The 19,480-nt window shown below is 31.1% G+C and carries 22 protein-coding genes and 1 tRNA gene; 11 read left to right on the forward strand and 12 right to left on the reverse strand.

Features of this window, described 5'->3' with window-relative positions:
- Positions 1 to 80: 80 nt before the first annotated feature.
- The 5 genes from ABD766_RS04745 to ABD766_RS04765 all read right to left on the reverse strand — a co-directional run bounded on the left by ABD766_RS04745 (position 81) and on the right by ABD766_RS04765 (position 6,390).
- Positions 81 to 2,507: a DUF7619 domain-containing protein gene (locus ABD766_RS04745; RefSeq protein WP_344815601.1), complete on the reverse strand. Its 2,427-nt coding sequence runs from the start codon at positions 2,505 to 2,507 to the stop codon at positions 81 to 83.
- Positions 2,508 to 2,573: 66 nt separating this feature from the next.
- A complete protein-coding gene (locus tag ABD766_RS04750; RefSeq protein ID WP_344815602.1) occupies positions 2,574 to 5,018 on the reverse strand; it encodes a bifunctional UDP-N-acetylmuramoyl-tripeptide:D-alanyl-D-alanine ligase/alanine racemase in 2,445 nt (814 codons plus the stop codon).
- The gene (locus ABD766_RS04755) at positions 5,015 to 5,437 is read right to left on the reverse strand and encodes a type II toxin-antitoxin system VapC family toxin (protein ID WP_344815603.1); all 423 of its coding nucleotides are present in this window, start codon (positions 5,435 to 5,437) and stop codon (positions 5,015 to 5,017) included. Before ABD766_RS04755 ends, ABD766_RS04750 begins: the two co-directional genes overlap by 4 nt.
- Positions 5,434 to 5,697, reverse strand: a complete 264-nt coding sequence (locus ABD766_RS04760; protein ID WP_344815604.1) for a DUF6364 family protein — start codon at positions 5,695 to 5,697, stop codon at positions 5,434 to 5,436. Before ABD766_RS04760 ends, ABD766_RS04755 begins: the two co-directional genes overlap by 4 nt.
- Positions 5,698 to 5,763: 66 nt before the next feature.
- Positions 5,764 to 6,390: a thymidine kinase gene (locus tag ABD766_RS04765; protein ID WP_344815605.1), complete on the reverse strand. Its 627-nt coding sequence runs from the start codon at positions 6,388 to 6,390 to the stop codon at positions 5,764 to 5,766.
- 100 nt (positions 6,391 to 6,490) lie between these two features.
- Between ABD766_RS04765 and ABD766_RS04770 the strand changes: the two genes are divergently transcribed.
- From ABD766_RS04770 to ABD766_RS04795, 6 genes are all read left to right on the forward strand, one after another.
- Positions 6,491 to 7,423: a hypothetical protein gene (locus ABD766_RS04770; RefSeq protein ID WP_344815606.1), complete on the forward strand. Its 933-nt coding sequence runs from the start codon at positions 6,491 to 6,493 to the stop codon at positions 7,421 to 7,423.
- Positions 7,424 to 8,095, forward strand: coding sequence for a 16S rRNA (cytidine(1402)-2'-O)-methyltransferase (rsmI, locus tag ABD766_RS04775; protein ID WP_344815607.1), 672 nt, complete (start codon positions 7,424 to 7,426; stop codon positions 8,093 to 8,095).
- Positions 8,096 to 8,150: 55 nt separating this feature from the next.
- Entirely contained in the window at positions 8,151 to 8,597 is a 447-nt protein-coding gene (locus ABD766_RS04780) for a hypothetical protein (RefSeq protein ID WP_344815608.1), read from the forward strand.
- A gap of 4 nt (positions 8,598 to 8,601) precedes the next feature.
- Positions 8,602 to 8,922, forward strand: coding sequence for a HopJ type III effector protein (locus tag ABD766_RS04785; protein WP_344815609.1), 321 nt, complete (start codon positions 8,602 to 8,604; stop codon positions 8,920 to 8,922).
- A gap of 456 nt (positions 8,923 to 9,378) precedes the next feature.
- A complete protein-coding gene (gene recJ, locus ABD766_RS04790) occupies positions 9,379 to 11,070 on the forward strand; it encodes a single-stranded-DNA-specific exonuclease RecJ (RefSeq protein ID WP_344815610.1) in 1,692 nt (563 codons plus the stop codon).
- Positions 11,071 to 11,130: 60 nt separating this feature from the next.
- On the forward strand, positions 11,131 to 11,790 hold the full coding sequence (locus tag ABD766_RS04795; protein WP_344815611.1) for a peptidoglycan-binding domain-containing protein: 660 nt from the start codon (positions 11,131 to 11,133) through the stop codon (positions 11,788 to 11,790).
- Here ABD766_RS04795 and ABD766_RS04800 read toward each other — a convergent pair.
- Genes ABD766_RS04800 through ABD766_RS04810 form a run of 3 tightly spaced genes read right to left on the reverse strand, consistent with a single transcriptional unit; the run spans position 11,779 to position 13,214 of the window.
- The gene (locus tag ABD766_RS04800; protein WP_298308926.1) at positions 11,779 to 12,537 is read right to left on the reverse strand and encodes a UDP-2,3-diacylglucosamine diphosphatase; all 759 of its coding nucleotides are present in this window, start codon (positions 12,535 to 12,537) and stop codon (positions 11,779 to 11,781) included. The two genes, ABD766_RS04795 and ABD766_RS04800, sit on opposite strands and share 12 nt — an antisense overlap.
- A 17-nt stretch (positions 12,538 to 12,554) precedes the next feature.
- Positions 12,555 to 13,007 (reverse strand): 6-pyruvoyl trahydropterin synthase family protein, encoded by a 453-nt coding sequence (locus ABD766_RS04805; protein ID WP_344815612.1) that lies wholly within the window; start codon positions 13,005 to 13,007, stop codon positions 12,555 to 12,557.
- Positions 13,008 to 13,040: 33 nt separating this feature from the next.
- Positions 13,041 to 13,214, reverse strand: coding sequence for a hypothetical protein (locus ABD766_RS04810; RefSeq protein WP_344815613.1), 174 nt, complete (start codon positions 13,212 to 13,214; stop codon positions 13,041 to 13,043).
- Between the two features lie 82 nt (positions 13,215 to 13,296).
- Here ABD766_RS04810 and ABD766_RS04815 point away from each other — a divergent pair.
- A tRNA-Ala gene (locus ABD766_RS04815) sits at positions 13,297 to 13,370 on the forward strand.
- A 410-nt stretch (positions 13,371 to 13,780) separates the two neighbouring features.
- Here ABD766_RS04815 and ABD766_RS04820 read toward each other — a convergent pair.
- Complete coding sequence (locus ABD766_RS04820) at positions 13,781 to 14,353, reverse strand: DUF3109 family protein (protein WP_344815614.1); 573 nt, start codon at positions 14,351 to 14,353, stop codon at positions 13,781 to 13,783.
- 172 nt (positions 14,354 to 14,525) lie between these two features.
- Here ABD766_RS04820 and ABD766_RS04825 point away from each other — a divergent pair, with 172 nt between their 5' ends.
- From ABD766_RS04825 to ABD766_RS04835, 3 genes are read left to right on the forward strand one after another with little or no spacing between them, the layout of a single operon-like run.
- Positions 14,526 to 15,104: a MarC family protein gene (locus tag ABD766_RS04825; RefSeq protein WP_298308914.1), complete on the forward strand. Its 579-nt coding sequence runs from the start codon at positions 14,526 to 14,528 to the stop codon at positions 15,102 to 15,104.
- A 36-nt stretch (positions 15,105 to 15,140) separates the two neighbouring features.
- Positions 15,141 to 15,341 (forward strand): hypothetical protein, encoded by a 201-nt coding sequence (locus ABD766_RS04830; protein ID WP_298308911.1) that lies wholly within the window; start codon positions 15,141 to 15,143, stop codon positions 15,339 to 15,341.
- A gap of 4 nt (positions 15,342 to 15,345) precedes the next feature.
- Complete coding sequence (locus tag ABD766_RS04835) at positions 15,346 to 15,954, forward strand: FAD-dependent oxidoreductase (RefSeq protein WP_344815615.1); 609 nt, start codon at positions 15,346 to 15,348, stop codon at positions 15,952 to 15,954.
- A gap of 28 nt (positions 15,955 to 15,982) precedes the next feature.
- Here the strand turns inward: ABD766_RS04835 and ABD766_RS04840 are convergent, their stop codons facing one another.
- The 3 genes from ABD766_RS04840 to ABD766_RS04850 form a co-directional block, all read right to left on the reverse strand.
- A complete protein-coding gene (locus ABD766_RS04840) occupies positions 15,983 to 17,563 on the reverse strand; it encodes a S41 family peptidase (protein ID WP_344815616.1) in 1,581 nt (526 codons plus the stop codon).
- Positions 17,564 to 17,644: 81 nt separating this feature from the next.
- A complete protein-coding gene (locus ABD766_RS04845) occupies positions 17,645 to 18,073 on the reverse strand; it encodes a deoxycytidylate deaminase (RefSeq protein WP_344815617.1) in 429 nt (142 codons plus the stop codon).
- Positions 18,074 to 18,287: 214 nt separating this feature from the next.
- A complete protein-coding gene (locus tag ABD766_RS04850) occupies positions 18,288 to 18,881 on the reverse strand; it encodes a HupE/UreJ family protein (RefSeq protein WP_344815618.1) in 594 nt (197 codons plus the stop codon).
- Positions 18,882 to 19,025: 144 nt separating this feature from the next.
- On the opposite strand from ABD766_RS04850, the gene ABD766_RS04855 reads away from it, so the two are divergent.
- Positions 19,026 to 19,457 (forward strand): tellurite resistance TerB family protein, encoded by a 432-nt coding sequence (locus ABD766_RS04855; RefSeq protein WP_344815619.1) that lies wholly within the window; start codon positions 19,026 to 19,028, stop codon positions 19,455 to 19,457.
- The last annotated feature ends 23 nt before the right edge of the window (positions 19,458 to 19,480 follow it).

Here is a 19,480-nt window from a genome sequence, read left to right on the forward strand (position 1 = left end):
TATCGGTGCAAAATTAGTTAAAATATTAACATAATATTATAATTTTTGTAGAAATATTACTACTCTTAATTATAAAAAACTTATTCTTTTATAAACTTTCTAATGATTTCGCCTTTTTCAATATACAATTTAATGACGTAATTCCCTGTTTTTAAATCAGAAACATTTATCGAGCTTATTGGGCTTGTTGTTATTTGAACCAATTGTCCTAACATATTATAAATAGCAATTGATTTAATATTGATCTCATCTTGAACATTGATGTTTAAAATATCTTTGGCAGGATTTGGTGATAAACTAATATAATTATCCAAATTGAAAGTGCTGTTTGCCAAAGCTTGAAAAGTACTTGTTGCTGTGTTTGTTACAATTGGAAAATTGTAGTCAAAATAAATATTTGCCAAATTACTAATGGTGCTTCCAACGGTTAAAGTAGGTTTTGTTTTTATTTTAAACACTACATAACCATCATTTGTTGCATCATCAAACGGAAGATTTATGTTTTCAAAAATAAATTCTACTTTGTTTGGATTTGTAATTTTTGTAACGCAACTGTGTGAAGTGTCCGTGATTTGCAACGTTGAAATATCAAATTTTGCAGTGTCAATCATGTCTTTAATCACAACGTTTTGCGCCGGAAATGTTCCTGTGTTTTCAAAACGAATTTGGTAATGAACATAGTCACCAATCATAGTAGGATTTATTGTTGTTCCTTCTAAACACGTTTTATCATTTGGATCAAAAGAATTTACAACTATTTGACTTAATGTAAAAGTGTTATCAATTGGAGTTTCGTCTGTATTTAATCCATTTATTATTGCTGTATAGTTCAAAATATCACCGGCATTTACAGCAGGTGTTTCCATTGGCGAATTTACATTTAATGTTACTACAAATTCACCACTTTGAAACGGAATAATTGTTCCAATATTCCAAGATAATAAACCTATACCTGTAGAAGTTGGAGCTAATGTTGACGAAACATAATCTAAAACATCATCATTAAAATCAAAAACTAAAGTTGCAGTTTCATTTTGATTTCCTTTGTTTTTGTATTTTATTTTATAAGTAGCATCAAATCCAGGACGAGCAGGTTCAAGTGGAATAATAACTACTTCTAAATCATGATGAACTCCATTTGGAACAATACAAAAATCCTGAACAAAAGGGCTTGCTGTTGCAGGAAAAGTTACGGTTACATTTGTTGGAGAAACCGTAAAATAGCTAGAATTTTCTAATTGTGGTGTTATTGTATGTGTTCCTGCTGAAACAGGAATTGAATAATTACCAGAAGCGTTTGAAATTAAACTTCCAGAATTAGTTCCATCTGTAATTGAAAATCTTAAATTGGGATTAAAACCATCTGTGGCATCACAGCCATTTGAATTTCCATCCAATTTATTGTTCCCTTGAATGGTGTAAAAAACACCTCCTGGAGTAAAACTGCAATAACTGTTTACCGTACAAGTTGAAGCATAACCATAATCATTTATTTTTTGTTGAACGAAAGCAATGTCTTGATCATCTGCACAGATATATTGTAGACTTGGATTGTTGTCAAAATATAAAGTAGATGCAAAATCAAATAAATTGTTAGTCTTAATAAAAAGTGATTCCAATTGGTTATTTGAACAATCCAAATTAGAAAAATTAGAAAAACCATTTACATTTAAACTAGTTAATGAATTGTTTGAACAACCCAATGCATACAAATTATACAAACCACTTACATTTATACTTGTTAATTGATTAAAACCACAATTAAAAGCTTGCAAATTAGTCAAACTACTTACATTTAAACTAGTTAATGAATTGTTTGAACAGGACAATGATACCAAATTAGACAAACCACTTACATTTAAATCTGTCAATTCATTATTATAACAAAATAATTCTTGTAAATTTGTCAAACCACTTACATTTAAACTGGTTAAAGAATTACTTTGACATTTCAATTCTTCCAAATTTGTCAAACCACTTACATTTAAACTTGTTAATGAATTACTATGACAATACAATCTTTGTAAATTAGTCAACCCAGAAACATTTAAACTAGTTAATGGATTAATTGAGCAATCAAAAATTTCTAAATTAGGCATCCCACTTACATTTAAACTGGTTAAAGAATTGTTTGAGCAACGCAAGAAAAGTAAATTAGTCAAACCACTTACATTTAAATTGGTTAAAGAATTGTTAGAGCAACGCAAGAAAAGTAAATTAATAAAGCTATTAATTCCATCTAAATTAGAAATGCTTGCGAAAGTTACACTCAAGTACTTAATAGCACTTGCTTCACTAACTTGAATTTCGCCATCTCCATTAGTATCAATAGTGCTATAACTACCCACAGAACCAAATCCATAAGGTGTTTCTGTTGATGCTATGTCATTGCTAGGACTTGCCGCTAGCAATCTCGCCTTAAAATTTGCATCTGGAAAATTTATGATTTGCGCACCAGCGCCACTGAAAAAAAGAATTGAAACTAATAGAAGTACATGTGTTTTCATACGCTTGGTTTTATAATAAGATACAAAAACCTTAAAATGGTTGCGTTAAACTTCTAAATTAAAAAATTACTCTCTATAAAAAACCCTTTTTACTCTTTGCGAAATGCTTGTCATAATCTCATAAGGAATGGTACCTAATTGTTTTGCCATGTAACTTACTGTTGGATTGTCTCCAAAAATAGTCACTTCAGTTCCTTCTTTGCAATCAATTTCGGTGATGTCAACCATTAGCATATCCATACAAACACTTCCTAAAATCGGTGCTTTTTTATTTTTTATAGTTACATAACCTACTCCATTTCCCCAATGTCTTGAAATTCCATCGGCGTAACCAATTGGAATTGTGGCAACTTTTGTGGTTTTGGTTGCCATGAATCTTCGGCTGTAACCAACACTTTCTCCTTCTTCAATAGTTCTGATTTGAGAAATTATTGATTTTAAAGTACCTACATTTTCTAATAACTTCTGTTCGTCTTCATCATTAGAAACTCCATAAAGTCCAATTCCTAGTCGAACCATATCGTATTGTGCTTGAGGATAATTAGAAATTCCTGAAGTATTCAAAATATGACGAATCGGATTTATTTGCAATTCTGAAATTAATTTGGAAGATAATTTTTCAAATAATTTAATTTGAGAAAGAGTAAAATCAACAAACATCCTATCATCACTTGCTGACAAATGTGATAAGATACTTTTTACCTCAACCGTTTTGTTGTTTTTCAGTTTGGCAATTAATTCATCCATCGTTTCCTCTTCAAATCCTAATCGATGCATTCCTGTGTCCAATTTTATATGTATTGGAAAATGCTTTAACTTTTTTTGTTCGGCAATTTTTAAGAAAGCCGTCAATCCTTTTATCGAATAAATTTCGGGTTCTAATTGATGTTGAATAATTGCAGAAAAACTAGTGTTTTCAGGATTTAAAACCATAATCGGCAAATCAATTCCTGCATTTTTTAACGAAATTCCTTCATCGGCAAAAGCTACACCGAGATAATCTACTTTATGATGCGAAAGCAATTTGGCAATTTCATAACCTCCATTTCCATATCCAAAAGCTTTTACCATAACCATCAATTTGGTTTTTGGATTTAATTTGGATTTAAAATAATTCAAGTTATGACTAATCGCATTCAGATTGATTTCTAAAACCGTTTCATGTGTTTTTTCTTCTAATGACGAAACGATTTCTTCAAAATGGAAATGACGTGCACCTTTTATTAAAATAGTTTCATTTTCAAAAGAAATGGTATCGATATTTTGAAGGAATTTTTCGGTTGATTCAAATGCAATGCAATTTGGAAACTTATTTTTAAAAGTTGAAATTGTTGCTCCAATGGCAATAACACGATTGATTTTGTTGGAAACAATTAAATGAGAAACTTTAGAATACAATTCTTCCAAAACCAATCCTGATTGAAAAATATCCGACAGAATTAAAGTTTTCTTTTTGTACTGTTTCTGACTTTCAAGAAAATCTAATGCTATTTTTAACGATTGATAATCAGAACTATAGCTATCATCAATAAGTGTTGTATTGTTGCTTCCGTTTTTAACTTTCAAGCGCATTTCTACAGGATAAAGCAATTGCATACGATTTTGAATGGTGTCTTGATCGTATTTGAAATACAAAAGCACCATCAAACATTGAATAGCATTTTCAATAGACGCTTGATCGTTAAAAGGAATTGTAATTTTGAAACAAAGTTTGTGATAGGTTATTTTGAGTTCTGTTTGATCTGGGTATTCTTTTGCAATCACAAAAACATCGGCTTTTTTATCGTCAGAACTCCAAGTAAATCGATTTATTTTTGGATTTAAAAAAGCTTCAATCGTTTTGTTCGTATTCATTATCAAAACTTCAACTGAGGTAAAAAGTTTTAGTTTTTCTTTGATTTTTTCCCCAATATCATGAAAACCTTCATCGTGAGCCGAACCAATATTGGATAAAATTCCGATGGTTGGTTGGATAATTTTCTGAAGATTTTCCATCTCATTTATGGTAGAAATTCCAGCTTCAAAAATTCCGAGATTGTGTTTTTCATTGATTCCTAAAACCGAAAGTGGCACTCCAACTTGGGAATTATAACTTTTGGGAGAACGAATAATATTATAATCCGGACTTAACAAAAAGTTTAACCATTCTTTGATGATGGTTTTTCCGTTACTTCCTGTGATTCCAATAATCGGAAAATCAAAATTACTTCTGTAAGCTGATGCAAAATTTTGTAAAGCTTCAATTGTATTTTCAACCACCAAAAAATTAGCTTTATTTTCAAACTCTTTTGGTACATGATTCACTACAAAGTTGGAAACCCCAATTGAAATTAAATTAGAAATATAATTATGTCCGTCATGATTTGGACCAACAATAGCGAAAAATAAAGTGCTTTCAGAATTTTGAAGCGAACGACTATCAATAGAAACCGAATCGATTACAGCAATTTCATTAACGCCAACAAATTGTGCTTTAATGATTGGGATGATATTTCTTATGGAAAGTGTCAAAGTTTATTTTTTTTAAAATAAATAAGAAATTCCTCTGGATTCATAATCGTGATTTTTGAATTTTTAAATCCTTTTTTATCTCTTGTAATTATATAATCACACTCATGATAAAAAGCACTATTATATTGAACTGCATCTTCAAAATCTTCAAATTCAGAAATCAAACTTTTATCAATATTTAATTCATCAATAATGGACACATTACAAATAATTCTGAACTTCTTTAATGTTTCAAGAACTAATTCTTTAGGATTTACTTTTGAGGCAACGTAAAAAGTGTTAACAAAAGATAGTGAAGATGTAAATAATTCTATCTTGTTTTTTTCTGCAATAGTTGTTATTTCTGCAATTTGTTTGAAAAAAGGATTTCTTTCAATGATCAAATCTATCATTACATTTGTATCTAGAAAAACTTTCATAAAGAATTGTATTTTTCTATAAGATAATCTTGACGATCTTTTTTGTAATCAAAATCAGCTTGGATTCCACCATTTTTTAAAGGAATACTTTTTATAAAATCAGAAATTTCAACATTCTTCGTTTCTTCATTATTGTTTGATGTAATTGCTTTTAAGTAGTTTTCAACCATAGATGATAAGCTAATATTCTGTTTTGCAACATAAATTTTAGCTTTTTCAATGACCTCTTTATCTAATTTTAAAGTGAGTTTAGTATCCATGATAATTACATTTTTAATAATTATACGTACAAAATTAAAAAAAGTTTCCGTACAATCGCCTTTTTTCTAATTTTCTTTTTCTTCACTCAAATGTTCAGCATCTTTTACTTCCATATTTTCGCGCATGGCTTTGAAGTAAGCAGCTCTACTTAATGGTTCGTATTCTTCCGTTTCACCAAGCAAAACTAGATTATCACTATCTGCTTTTCTGAAACTATAATGTGCTAAGTTTCCTGTACGCGTGCACACAGCATGAACTTTAGTAACATATTCAGCAGTTGCCATTAGCGCAGGCATTGGTCCGAAAGGATTTCCTTTAAAATCCATATCCAAACCAGCAACGATAACACGAATTCCTGAATTGGCTAAATCGTTACAAATTTTTACAATTTCATCATCAAAAAATTGAGCTTCGTCAATACCAACCACATCGCAACCTTGTGCCAAAATAGCAATATTAGCCGCTGCAGGAACAGGCGTTGAACGAATTTCGTTTTTGTTGTGAGAAACTACCATTTCTTCATCATATCGAGTATCGATGGCAGGTTTGAAAATCTCCACTTTTTGCTTGGCAAATTGCGCTCTTTTGAGTCTTCTGATGAGTTCTTCAGTCTTTCCTGAAAACATCGAACCGCAGATTACTTCAATCCAACCAAATTGTTCTTTATGATTTACTGTATTTTCGAGAAACATTTTGTATTTTTAGACCTTAAAAAAGGAATTGTTTTTATTACTTTGTAAAAAACAAATTTATAATAAATCAACTTAAGCTAGTCACTATAATTTCAAAAATATGAAAAAAAGATTGGAAGCCGAATTAATCAGCATTGCACACCGAGTTTTGAAGCTAAAAAACAAATCGGAAATCGATCAATTGTATCATGAAACCCAAAAATTATACGAAGCATTAACGGTTTTGAAGTTTTATGGTGACAACTATGAGCAAGTAAAATCGGATATTTCTAACGAAGATATCGAAGAAAAAATCGAAAGTTTTGTTGAAAATAAAACAGTTGTTGCAACTCCAAAAGTAGTTGTTGAAGAAACTGTTGAAGTGGAAGAAGTTGTTCAACAAGAAATTGTTACTGCATCTGAAGAAACAGAAGTTCAAGAAGAAGCTGTTGAAGAAGAACCAGTTATTGTTGGTGAAATCACACTTGAAGAAGAAGAGGAAATTGAAGAGGAAGTTCCAGTTGGTGAAGCTAAAGGCGACTTAGATTTTGAACCTATTTTTGAATTAGCAGCAGAAACTCCAGTTGAAACTATAGAAATCGAAGAACCTAAAAAAGAAGAAGACGAGAGTCTGAATCAAGTTCAGACTAAAGCACAGCAAATTTCTTTTGAAGATTTATTAGGTCAAAATTATACCGAACCTGTTTTTGTAAAACCGAATGATGTAACACTTCCAACTTCTAAAAAAGAGGTTTTTGAAAAATCGGATGACATTATTGTAGATCGATTTGAAGGAAAAACACCTTCATTGAATGATAAACTTTCTAAAACCATCAATATTGGATTGAACGACAGAATGGGATTTGTAAAATTCCTTTTTGCTGACAGCAATGAAGATTACAATCGTGTTTTATCACAATTAAATACGTTTAGCACTTTTAGAGAGGCGAAAGATTTTATTGACGAAATCATCAAACCCGATTATAACAATTGGGTTGGCGCAGACGATTATGCTGATAGATTTATTGAATTGGTTGAGAAAAAGTTTTTATAAATGTCTAAACTTTATATCGTTCCAACGCCCATTGGCAACCTTGAAGACATGACTTTTAGAGCTATAAAAGTTTTAAAAGAAGCCGATTTAATTCTTGCAGAAGACACGCGCACTAGTGGAAAACTATTGAAGCATTTCGAAATTTCCACACACATGCACAGTCATCACATGCACAACGAACACAAAACCGTTGACAATTTGATTGCTCGATTAAAAGGTGGTGAAACCATTGCTTTAATTTCTGATGCAGGAACGCCAGCTATTTCTGATCCAGGATTTTTATTGACTCGCGCTTGCGTTGAAAATAATATTGAAGTTGATTGTTTGCCAGGCGCAACAGCTTTTGTACCAGCATTAGTAAATAGCGGTTTGCCCAACGATAGATTTATATTTGAAGGATTTCTACCAGAAAAAAAAGGAAGACAAACAAGATATTTAGCTTTAGCAGAAGAAACGCGAACGATGATTTTCTATGTTTCGCCACACAAATTAGTAAAAACCTTAGCCGAATTTGTGCAATATTTTGGAGCCGAACGCCAAGTTTCTATATCGAGAGAATTATCAAAACTACACGAAGAAACCATTCGCGGAACAGCCGAAGAAGTTTTAAAACACTTTGAAACAAAACCTCCAAAAGGTGAGATTGTAGCTGTAGTTGGTGGGAAAAAATAGTTGGCAGTGTTCAGTTGTCAGTGTTCAGTTAGTTAAAACATAATTAAGTTTAGTTATGAAAAAATATTTCATCCTTTTAGTGATATCAGTAATCCTATTTTCTTGTAAAAAAGAGGAGAAAGATGATAGTTATAAGTATTTAAATGATAAACTTGATGAGTTTATTACGAGAGATGAAAATACTTTGATTGGCGTTTATAATAAATATTATTACGAAATCAAGGATGATAGCTTAAAAAGAAAAAGATATGATAGTCTCTATAAAATTTCAGTCAGTATAGATGAAAAATTAAAAAATTTAGACTTTTCAAATCATAAAAAAGCATTAAAATTCAGAGATTCTGTTGCAAAAGTTTTTGAAATTCCATTAACATTTTTAAAAGAAGATGATAATAGAAATTTGAATGATAGTGTATTTAAAAAAATGATAAAATTAAAAATATTAAATTTAAGAGAATCCTTTCACTATTTAAGAATTTACGATAGGAAAGAACCATTATAAAATTATGCAAGACTTAATAAACCAAAAATCGTTTCAAGCAACCATCGCTTATATCGATGAAAAATATAATTTCACGCCAACCGCTTTTAAAAACGGAAATCAATTTAATAATGCAAACGAAAATAATGGTTCTTGCAAAATTTTCGCTTTCGCCAAAATAAATAATTTAGAAAAAGACGCAACTTTATCGCTTTTTGGAAGTTATTATTTTGATGATGTTTTAAAAAATCCTGACGGAAATGACCATCAAAACATTAGAAATTTTATAAAATTTGGTTGGGATGGAATTTCATTTGATGGTGAAGCTTTGAAGTTGAAGTACTAGTACACTATAGATTAAAAGTTAAAAAATTATTTTTTATGCTTTTTTTTATGGAAACAATTTAAAGTAGTTATCATTCATTACTTTTCTTTTCTGGAAATACGGATACATTTATGTTAACTTTCTTTGAATGTTTAACATATTCTATAAAATCTTTTATTTTCATTTCAGGAAAAATCTTTTTTAAGACGAAAGCCTTAATAATTAAAAATATTGAAGGCAAACCAATTATGATTATTAAGTACAAATATTCCATATTTCTGTTTTAAAAATTTATCTACAATTATATAACGAAAAGCAATAAATGTTTTGCAAAATATTTTAATGTTTTTTTTACATTAAATTACAATTCGCTGATTTTCAGCATATAAAATTTTAAAATAAAAAATATTTTTTCATATATTTGCAAAACATTTACACGCCAAAATCTAATATCAAAAATCTAATATCTAATATCCTATGCGTTGGACATTACAATCGAAGCCAGAAAAAGAACAAGTTCAGAAACTACAAAACGAACTTCAAGTCGATGAAATCATTGCGACTTTATTAGTACAAAGAGGTATTACAACCTACGACCAAGCCAAAACATTTTTCAGACCAACTTTAGACGATTTGCACAATCCGTATCTGATGAAAGATATGGACAAAGCGGTTTCTCGTATTGAAAAAGCTATTGCAAACGGAGAAAATATTCTAGTTTTTGGCGATTATGACGTCGATGGAACCACTGCTGTTTCGTTGGTATCTTCCTATTTAAAAAGTTATTACCCCAATATTGCTACTTACATTCCAGATCGTTACGACGAAGGTTACGGAATTTCCTATAAAGGAATTGACTACGCCGACGACAACGGAATTTCGTTAATTATTGCTCTTGATTGTGGCATAAAATCGATAAATCACGTCGCTTATGCGAATGCAAAAAACATTGATTTTATCATTTGTGATCACCATCGACCAGGAAACGAATTGCCCAATGCTGTTGCGGTTTTAGATCCAAAACGTGAAGATTGTACTTATCCTTATGATGAACTTTGCGGTTGTGGCGTTGGTTTCAAACTCATTCAAGCGTTGGCAGAAAACAGAAATCAATCTATTTTTGATTTAATTCCTTATTTAGATTTGGTTGCCACAGCTATTGCAGCCGATATTGTTCCCATTACTGGTGAAAATCGAGTTTTGGCAAAGTTTGGTTTGGAAGTGATTAATTCCAATCCGCGTCCAGGAATTAAGGCTTTGATTCAAAATGTGAAGAAAAAAGTGTTGACCATAACGGATGTTGTTTTTATCATTGCGCCAAGAATTAACGCTGCAGGAAGAATCAAACACGGAAACGAAGCGGTTGCTTTATTGACCGAATTTAATTTAGAACAAGCCGAAATTTTTGCTTCCGAAATTGAACAACACAATGCCGACCGAAAAGATTTAGATAAACAAATCACAGTTGAAGCGTTGGCTCAAATTGAAAACAATAATGAAAAAGAGAACTTTACAACGGTACTTTATCAGGAAAATTGGCACAAAGGCGTTATCGGAATTGTAGCTTCTCGATTAACAGAAACCTATTATCGACCAACAATTGTTTTTACAAAAAGTGGCGATAAATTGGCAGCCTCAGCTCGTTCTGTAAAAGATTTTGATGTTTATAATGCGTTAGAAGCTTGCGCAGAACATTTGGAACAATTTGGCGGACACATGTATGCGGCTGGAATGACTTTGAAAGAAGAGAATTACCAAAAATTCAAAGATGCTTTTGAAAAAGAAGTACAAAAAACCATTCACCCAGATTTATTAATTCCAGAAATTTCAGTGGATTTAGAAATCAATTTTTCAGATATTAATCCGAAGTTGATTCGATTATTGAGTCAATTTGAACCTTTTGGTCCACAAAATATGACACCTGTTTTTATGACTAAAAACGTAAATGATACAGGTTATGCAAAGCCATTAGGAAAAGACAACGAACATTTAAAGTTGTTTGTAAAACAAAACAATTCGGAAGGATTTGGAGCCATTGGTTTTGGATTGGGAAATAAACTAGAATCTACTAAAAATAGAAAACCATTTGATGTTGTTTATTGCATTGACGAGAATGAATTTAATGGAACTGTGACGATTCAATTGCGTTTAAAAGATTTGAAAAATTAATACTATAAATTGTATCGTGAATTTTGTCTATTTTTGTCTACAAAATAACCTCTACTTATTATGAAACAGATTATCATCGTACTTTTAGCAGTAATCGTATTGATTTTGGGCTATAATTTATATAGTAATTACCAACGTTTTCATTCGCCAGGAAGCGATTATGTTAGTAACCAAAAGATTGATTTAAACTATTATGACGCTACTACTTTACAAAACTATTATCAAGCTATAGAAGACGCGAATAGTTATGTAAGAATGGCTTGGGCAAATGATGATGTAGATGTTAGAAATCCAGAAGATGACGATGACGATACAAAAGCGGTTGTTTCTGGCTACACCAAAAAGCTGGGAATCATTAAATTATATGAAGAAAAGTTAGTACAATCGGCCAAAATGAAAAGCGAAGGATTGAACGACAAAGACGTAATTGCCTTTGAAGAAAGTGGCTATAAAGCAAAAGATTACAACGAGTTCATCAAAAGAAAATTCTTGATGGAAACTTTTAAAAGCAATCCAGAAAAGTATAGTTTGAAGATTGGCGATTTCAGTTCTTTCGTATATGAATTGCAAAAGATTTTGGTTAAAAAAGGTTATAACATTCCAGTTGATGCCCTTTTTAAACAAACTACTATTGAAGCATTAGGCGCATTTGAACAAAAAAATGGTTTATTCCCAGATGGAAAACTAGATGCTGTAACTTTAGATTATTTACTTAGATAAGTTTTCGAACTTTTTCAATTCAAAATTCTCACCGTCAAAAACTCCGTAGGTAAAGTAGCCAATCCAATCGCCTAGGTTTACGTATTCTGAATTTTCTCCAATTTTTAAAGTCATTGGTAAATGTCTGTGACCAAAAATTAGATAGTTATAGTGTTTGGTTTCTAATTTTTTCTTAGCGTATAAGATTAACCATTCGTTGTCTTCGCCTAAGTATTTTACGTCTTCTGCTCCAGAAATTAATTTATTTTTTACGGAAAGATATTGTGCCAATTTCATCCCAATATCTGGATGAAGCCAACGATACAACCATTTTGAAAACGGATGAACGAATACTTTCTTCATTCGTTTGTAACCTTTATCGCCCGGACCTTTTCCGTCACCATGACCAATTAAAAACGTTTTATTATTGAAAGTAAACTCTTTATTATCGTGGTAAACTGGAATATTGAGTTCTTTTTGAAAATAGTCATTCATCCACAAATCGTGATTTCCAACGAAGAAGTAAATCGGAATTCCACTATCTCTAATTTCAGCTAATTTTCCAAGAACTCTTATAAATCCTTTTGGAACAACGGTTTTATATTCGAACCAAAAATCAAACAAATCACCAAGAAGAAAAATGGCTTCCGCATCTTTTTTCACTTCATCTAACCAAGCTACAAATTTTTGCTCACGTGGAAAACTAGCTTCAGGCGTTGGAGCTCCAAAATGTTGATCGGATGCGAAATAGATTTTTTTGTTTGACATTTTGTAAAAGTAGTAAATTACATATTATCAGAAGCATACCATTCGGCAAACGAGCTTTCTGTTTCTTGTAATTTTAAAGAATGTAATTGAATATTATTTGGCAATCTGTTTTGAATTTTCTTAGCAAAATCAATTACCATATTTTCACTTGTTGGTTGATAATTTACTAAAATTACATGATGACCACGATTTTTTAGTTCTTCAGCCAACTCTACATGAGGCGTATTTTTATTAAAAACTGTAGCATGATCAAAAACATCCACTATTTCTTCTCGTACAATTTTTTTCAAATCAGAAAAATCAATTACCATTCCGAATTTCACATTATTCGAGTCGGATATTGGTGTTCCAATTACGGTTACAGAAAGTTTGTAACTGTGTCCATGAACATTTTTACATTTTCCATCGTAGCCATAAAGTGCATGACCTGTTTCAAAAGAAAATTGTTTGGTAATTCTGATTTTACTCATCATTTAGATTTTAGAATGCAAATTTAAGGAATTTTACTCTAAGTCTTTTCTGTTTTTTGCACGATAATACATGTAATAAGCAAGTCCTATTAGCACTACAAATGGTAAAACATAACCTATCCACACACCAATTAAATAGCCATTATCTGGTGCATTATTGATTTTATCATCAATATTGACTTGCTGAATTAAAGAAATAAATTTCATTTCAAATGTTTTAAATTATTTAACAAATTTACTGAAAAACACCTTTAGGTTAATTTAAATTTTATTAATATATTTGGAGAATGGGGATGTAGCTCAGTTGGCTAGAGTGCTTGACTGGCAGTCAAGAGGTCGTGGGTTCGAGCCCCATCTTCTCCACTTCCATAACAAAAAAACGCCTTTATTTCAAGGCGTTTTTGTTTACCAAATAGTTTTTATTTAAATTTTTAGAAAAAATTAATTAAATAGTTGGTTCGAGCCATATCCTCCTCCACTTACATAACAAAAAAACGCCTTTATTTCAAGGCGTTTTTGTTTACCAAATAGTTTTTACTTAAATTTTTAGAAAAAATTAATTAAATAGTTGGTTCGAGCCCTTATTCTCTACTTAAAATAATCGTAATTATTTAATATTTAATTAGTTGATATTTATTTTGACTCTCTTAAGGTTCAAAATTTTACCAAATAAGTTTTTAATTTTTATAAAAAATTAATTAAATATTTTGATTCTAATATCATCAAGTTTACTAATTTGAAAACAAAACGCCTTGAAATTTCAAGGCGTTTTGTTATTTTCCGTTCTTTAAATCTTCGGCTACTTTTTCTAGTTCTTGATACCAATCTTCTCCAAATTTCCTGATTAAAGCTTCTTTTACAAACTTGTAAATAGGAACTTGAAGCTCTTTCCCGAGTGAACAAGCATCATCGCAAATATCCCAACGATCATAATTTACAGCTGCAAATTCAGTAAAATCTTTTACACGAATTGGATATAAATGACACGAAACAGGTTTTTTCCAAGAAATAACACCTTGATTATAGGCTTGTTCTATTCCACACAAAGCAGTTTTTCCGTCAAAAATTACGTAGGCACAATCTTTATTATCTATTAAAGGTGTTTCCAAATCTTGTTCGGTACCTTTTACCCAAGTTCCTAATTTTTCGATGGCTTTAATTCCTTCTTTGCGTAAAAATGGTTTTACTTTTGGATAAATTTCTTCCAATATTTTAGTTTCTTCTTCACTCAATGGCGCACCTGCGTCTCCATCTACACAACATGCTCCATGGCACGCAGAAAGATTACAAACAAAATCTTTTTCTAAAATATCTTCCGAAACTATCGTTTTTCCTAACTGAAACATATGTCAAATATTTGATATTAAATTTTAGATATTAGATGTTTTCTCTTATCTGAAATTTTGGGCAAAAGTACAAATGATTTTATGGTTTTGATAAATATCCTAAAATTAACGTAACGTTTTGATTTTAAGAATTTGGAAAGGAGTAATTTTGCACTTTCTAAAAGGAGAAATTATGTTTGGATTAGATTTTAAAGAAATTATTACCATTGCAATGGTACTTTTTGCTGTAATTGATATTGTTGGAACAATTCCAATTATAGTTGATTTGAGACAAAAATTTGGTCATATTGAATCCGAAAAAGCTTCGGTTGTTGCTGGAGTTATTATGATTGTTTTCCTTTTTGTTGGAGAAGAATTATTAAAATTAATTGGAATTGACGTCCACTCTTTTGCCGTTGCAGGTTCGTTTGTATTGTTCTTTTTAGCATTAGAAATGATTCTAGGAATTAGAATTTATAAAGAAGAAGCCAATTCTTCTGCATCAATTGTTCCATTAGCATTTCCTTTAATTGCTGGTGCAGGAACAATGACTACTTTACTTTCATTGCGTTCACAATTTGCAACTATAAATATCATAATTGCAATAGTTTTAAACATTATTTTGGTTTATGCGGTTTTAAAATCTTCTGCTAAAATTGAAAAATTATTGGGTAAAAATGGACTTGGTGTCATCAGAAAAACCTTTGGAGTGGTGCTTCTTGCAATTGCTGTTAAATTATTTGCAGCTAATGTTAAAGGATTATTCATTTAATCTGATTTTTACTATTTTTGTATCAAATATTTATCAATGAAAATTTTTACTACTATACTAATTTTACTTGCTGTTGGCTTAATGGTTTTCAACATTACTTTACTTGATTTTCAAAATCCATTTGAAGGTGATAGTTTGATTGCTTTAGTTGGAATTGCTGCTGCTTTTTGCGCTGTTTTAATTTTACTTATCTTCAAAATGTCTAAAAAAATTGAAGAGAAATTAAAAAATCAATAAATTCATGTTTGATGTTTTAATAATTGGCGGTGGAGTTTCTGGAGTTTCTTGTGCACTAGTATTAGGTTCGGCTCATAAAAAAGCCTTTGCTCAAGATAAAAAAATCGGAATTATTACACATCAAAAAATCTCTTCTTTACAAGAAGCTTTATTCAATAATGCTTACGGAATTCCTGCTGGAAAATTAGGCTCAGAACTTTTAACTGAAAGTTTGCAACAACTTCACGATTTATATCCTCATGTTACTCAAATTGAAGGTGAAAAAGTTTTAAAAATTGAAGGTGATTCTCCAAATTTCAATGTAATCACAAACAAAAACTCTTACAAAACTAAAAATATTGTTGTTGGAATTGGCTCAGCAAATACGTTTGCAATTGAAGGTTTATTGCATTACGTTGAACCTCACAAAAAAGCAATTGCTGAAAAACAACGCATCCAATTAAAAAACGATGACCACAAAGTTACTGAAGGAATTTATGTAGCCGGAACTCTTGCAGGACACAGAAGTCAATTAGCAATAGCTGCCGGAAGTGGCGCTGCCGTAGCAACCGATATTCTAACGTTATGGAATGATGGAATTTCGAGTCAAGCGCACGATTCTATAAGGAAGTAGGTTAACTTACACTTTGAGTGTAAAAAAGTTAATTTTTACCATTCAAAACCGTTTTTACCATTTTATCTTCTTTCAAAATAATTTGATAATATTGGTTTTCTCCAAACAATTGACGAGCAAATTCTGCAGTGATGTAACGATTTACTAATGCTCTACTTTTGTTCAAACTAATATCTAAACCAGCTTTAGAAAGGTATTTTTCAAACAAACTAATGTAGGTTTCATTGTTTAGCATTTTAACTTGAAACTTTTGAAAATCATCACCTTTGAAAGCATTTCTATTTTGGTCTAATTGTTCAAAAACAAAATGTCCAACGATACCTGTTTGAAGTATGTATTCTAAACTTTCTTGTCCGTGTTCTGCTTCTAAAGGAACAAAAACGTCTGGAACAATTCCGCCGCCGCCATAAACGGTTCTTCCTTTTTTGGTTTTAAATTTTAAAGAATCTGCAATTTTTATTTTGCCTTTTTCATACAATTCGCCACTTTCAAAACGTGTTTCCGATTCTTTGTAATATTCTTCAGTATGACCTTTTACATAAGGTTTTTGAATGCTTCTTCCGCTTGGTGTAAAATATCTTGCAATGGTTAATCGCACTGCCGATCCATCATCAAAATCCATTTCGCGTTGCACCAATCCTTTTCCGAAGGAACGTCTTCCGTAAACCAATCCTCTGTCGTTATCTTGAATCGCGCCTGCAAGAATTTCGCTTGCCGAAGCTGAGTTTTCATCAATTAAAACGGCTACTTTTCCGGTTTCAAAATTACCTTCGTCTGTTGCAAACGTTTTATCTATACTTCCTTTTTTGTTTTTAGTGAAAACTATTAATTCTTTATCTTTCAATAATTCGTCAGCTATTTCTACTGCCATTTCCATAAATCCACCACCATTTTCACGCAAATCAATTACAAGTGAATTGATACCACTTTTCTTCAATTTCAGTAAAGCTGTATGAAATTCATCGGCAGTAGTTTCAGCAAAACGATTGATTTTAATATATCCTGTAGTTTTATTTAATAAAATAGCAATGTCAACACTTTTTATAGGTATGATATCGCGTATTACTTTGATTTTTAGATTTTTATTTTCAGATTTTCTAAAAACGGTTAACGTTACCGAAGATTCTTTTTCGCCTTTTAATTTGCTGTAAAGCACTTCGTTTTTTAGTTTTTTACCAAAAAGTTTGAAATTATCAGCATACAAAATTCTATCACCAGATTTGATTCCGGCTTTTTCTGCGGGACCATTTTCTATTGGTTTTATTACGGCAATAGTATCGTTATAATTATAGAAATTAACACCAATTCCAACAAAATCTCCTTTCATACTTTCGGCAACCGCTGTTTGCTCACTTGGCGGAACATAAACCGAATGTGGGTCAAGATTGGCAAGAATATTAGTTACCGTTAAATCTACAATGGAGTCGGTTTTTACATCATCAACATACTCATTATCAATAAAATTAATAAGTCTATTAAGTTTTGTTTTATAATCGTTTTTAGACAAAGAAGGTTTTGCCACAGGATAATTAATCAAACCACCAATGACAATGCCAAGCGCCACGCACGAGAAAAAAAGTAATGGTAAATAGATTTTATTAATTTTCATGAAAAACAATTAATTAGCTTGTCAAAATTACAAAGGTTTATAGTATAAGAACGTTAAACATATCCTATTATTTCCTAAAACTTAATCTAACTCTTCAATTTGAGCAACTTCGATTCCTGCTTTTTCAAGGAAATCAATTCCTGAAGTGTCGCGATAACCGTTTTGATAAACCACTCGTTTTATTCCAGATTGGTGAATTAATTTACTACATTCTTTGCAAGGAGAAAGCGTAATGTATAAAGTTGCGTTATCGCAAGATTGAGTAGAACGCGCCACTTTTAAAATAGCATTTGCCTCAGCGTGAAGAACATACCACTGCGTTAATCCTTCGTCATCTTCGCAGCAATTTTCAAATCCTGATGGCGTTCCGTTATAGCCATCGGAAATTATCATTCGGTCGCGAACAATTATTGCGCCTACTTGCTTGCGCTTACAATAAGAAAGTTTACTCCATTCAGCAGCAATTCTTAAGTAGGCTTTATCGTATTTGTTTTGTTTTTTGTCTTTCATATTAATGCTGAACTTGTTTCAGTATCTCTCTTCATTATTTATTTAAGGCACGAAGGCACAAAGTTTATTTTATTTATTTCTGAACTCTATTCAAATGGTATCTTCTTTAGCCCTGATTGTAGAGGAAATCCTTTTCTTTTTTAAAGAAAAGATTGCAACGAAAAGCAGGAAAATGGTTTACAAATATAACTACTGATTCGCTCCTATTCTAATATTATCGTTTCCAAATTGGGCTTTCGATGATTAACGGAATTACAACGCCAATAACAAATGCTGACATGGTTAATGTAAAATCGCGTTTGCTGAATCGGAATAAGGTTTGAACGATGAATGATAAAATTAAAACCACTAAAACTACAATAATTTGCGCAGCTTCAATTCCGAGTGCAAATTCTAGTAATGGCCACAATTTGTCAGTTGGTTTTCCTGGAAGAATCTCTTTAAAATAGTTTGAAAATCCTAATCCGTGGATGATTCCAAAGAATAAAGTTATGGCTCCAACAAAGGTGATGCTTTCTTGTTTAGAAGATTTTCCGGCGGTAAAAAGATTGAAAAATGCTGTTATTAGAATCGTAATTGGAATCAGAAACTCTACAATATTAGCTTGAACAGTTATAATATTAAAAACAGAAAGCATCAAAGCTAGTGTGTGTCCGATGGTAAAAATGGTAACCAACAAAAGTATTCTTTTCCAATCCTTGAAAGCATAAGGAACAGTTAGCGCGATTAGAAATAAAACGTGATCGTAGCCATTGATGTCTAAAACATGGTTGAGACCAATTTTGAAATAAATCCAAAAATCTGACATAAGTTCGGTTTTTAGCAATTTTTAGGAATGTAAACTTACAATTTATTTTGAATTTGGCAGAAAAGATTATCTTAAATTCGATGAAAAACATTTTCGGTTTTTGAGGAATTTGAATTATATTTGCATAATAAAACCATTATAATTATGTCATTTTCAGATTTATTTGATAGCGAATTTAAAACGAGAAATAAAGGTCATTTTTCGGCTATTGTTCGTGTTGCCACTTCTGACGGAGATTTGAGCAAAGAAGAAAAAGAATTTTTAGATAAACTAGCTGTAAGATTAGAAATTTCGCCAGCTGAATATGAAGAAATTCTTGAAAATCCATTGAAATACCCAATCAATCCGCCGTATTCTTATGCGCACAGATTGGAGCGTTTGTATGATTTATCAAGAATGGTTTATGCAGATCACATTCTTGGACCAAAACAAAAAGAAATTTTAACTCGTTTTGCTTTGGCATTAGGGTTTACTCCAGGAAATGTAAATTACATAGTTGACAAAGCATTGTCTTTATTAGTAATGGGTGTTGATTTAGACACATTTACTTTTGAAATGACTCACATGAATAAATAATATAATTATTCTTTGAAATATAA

Source organism: Flavobacterium cheonanense, from assembly GCF_039539185.1.
In the GTDB taxonomy this organism is placed as follows: Bacteria; Bacteroidota; Bacteroidia; order Flavobacteriales; family Flavobacteriaceae; genus Flavobacterium; species Flavobacterium cheonanense.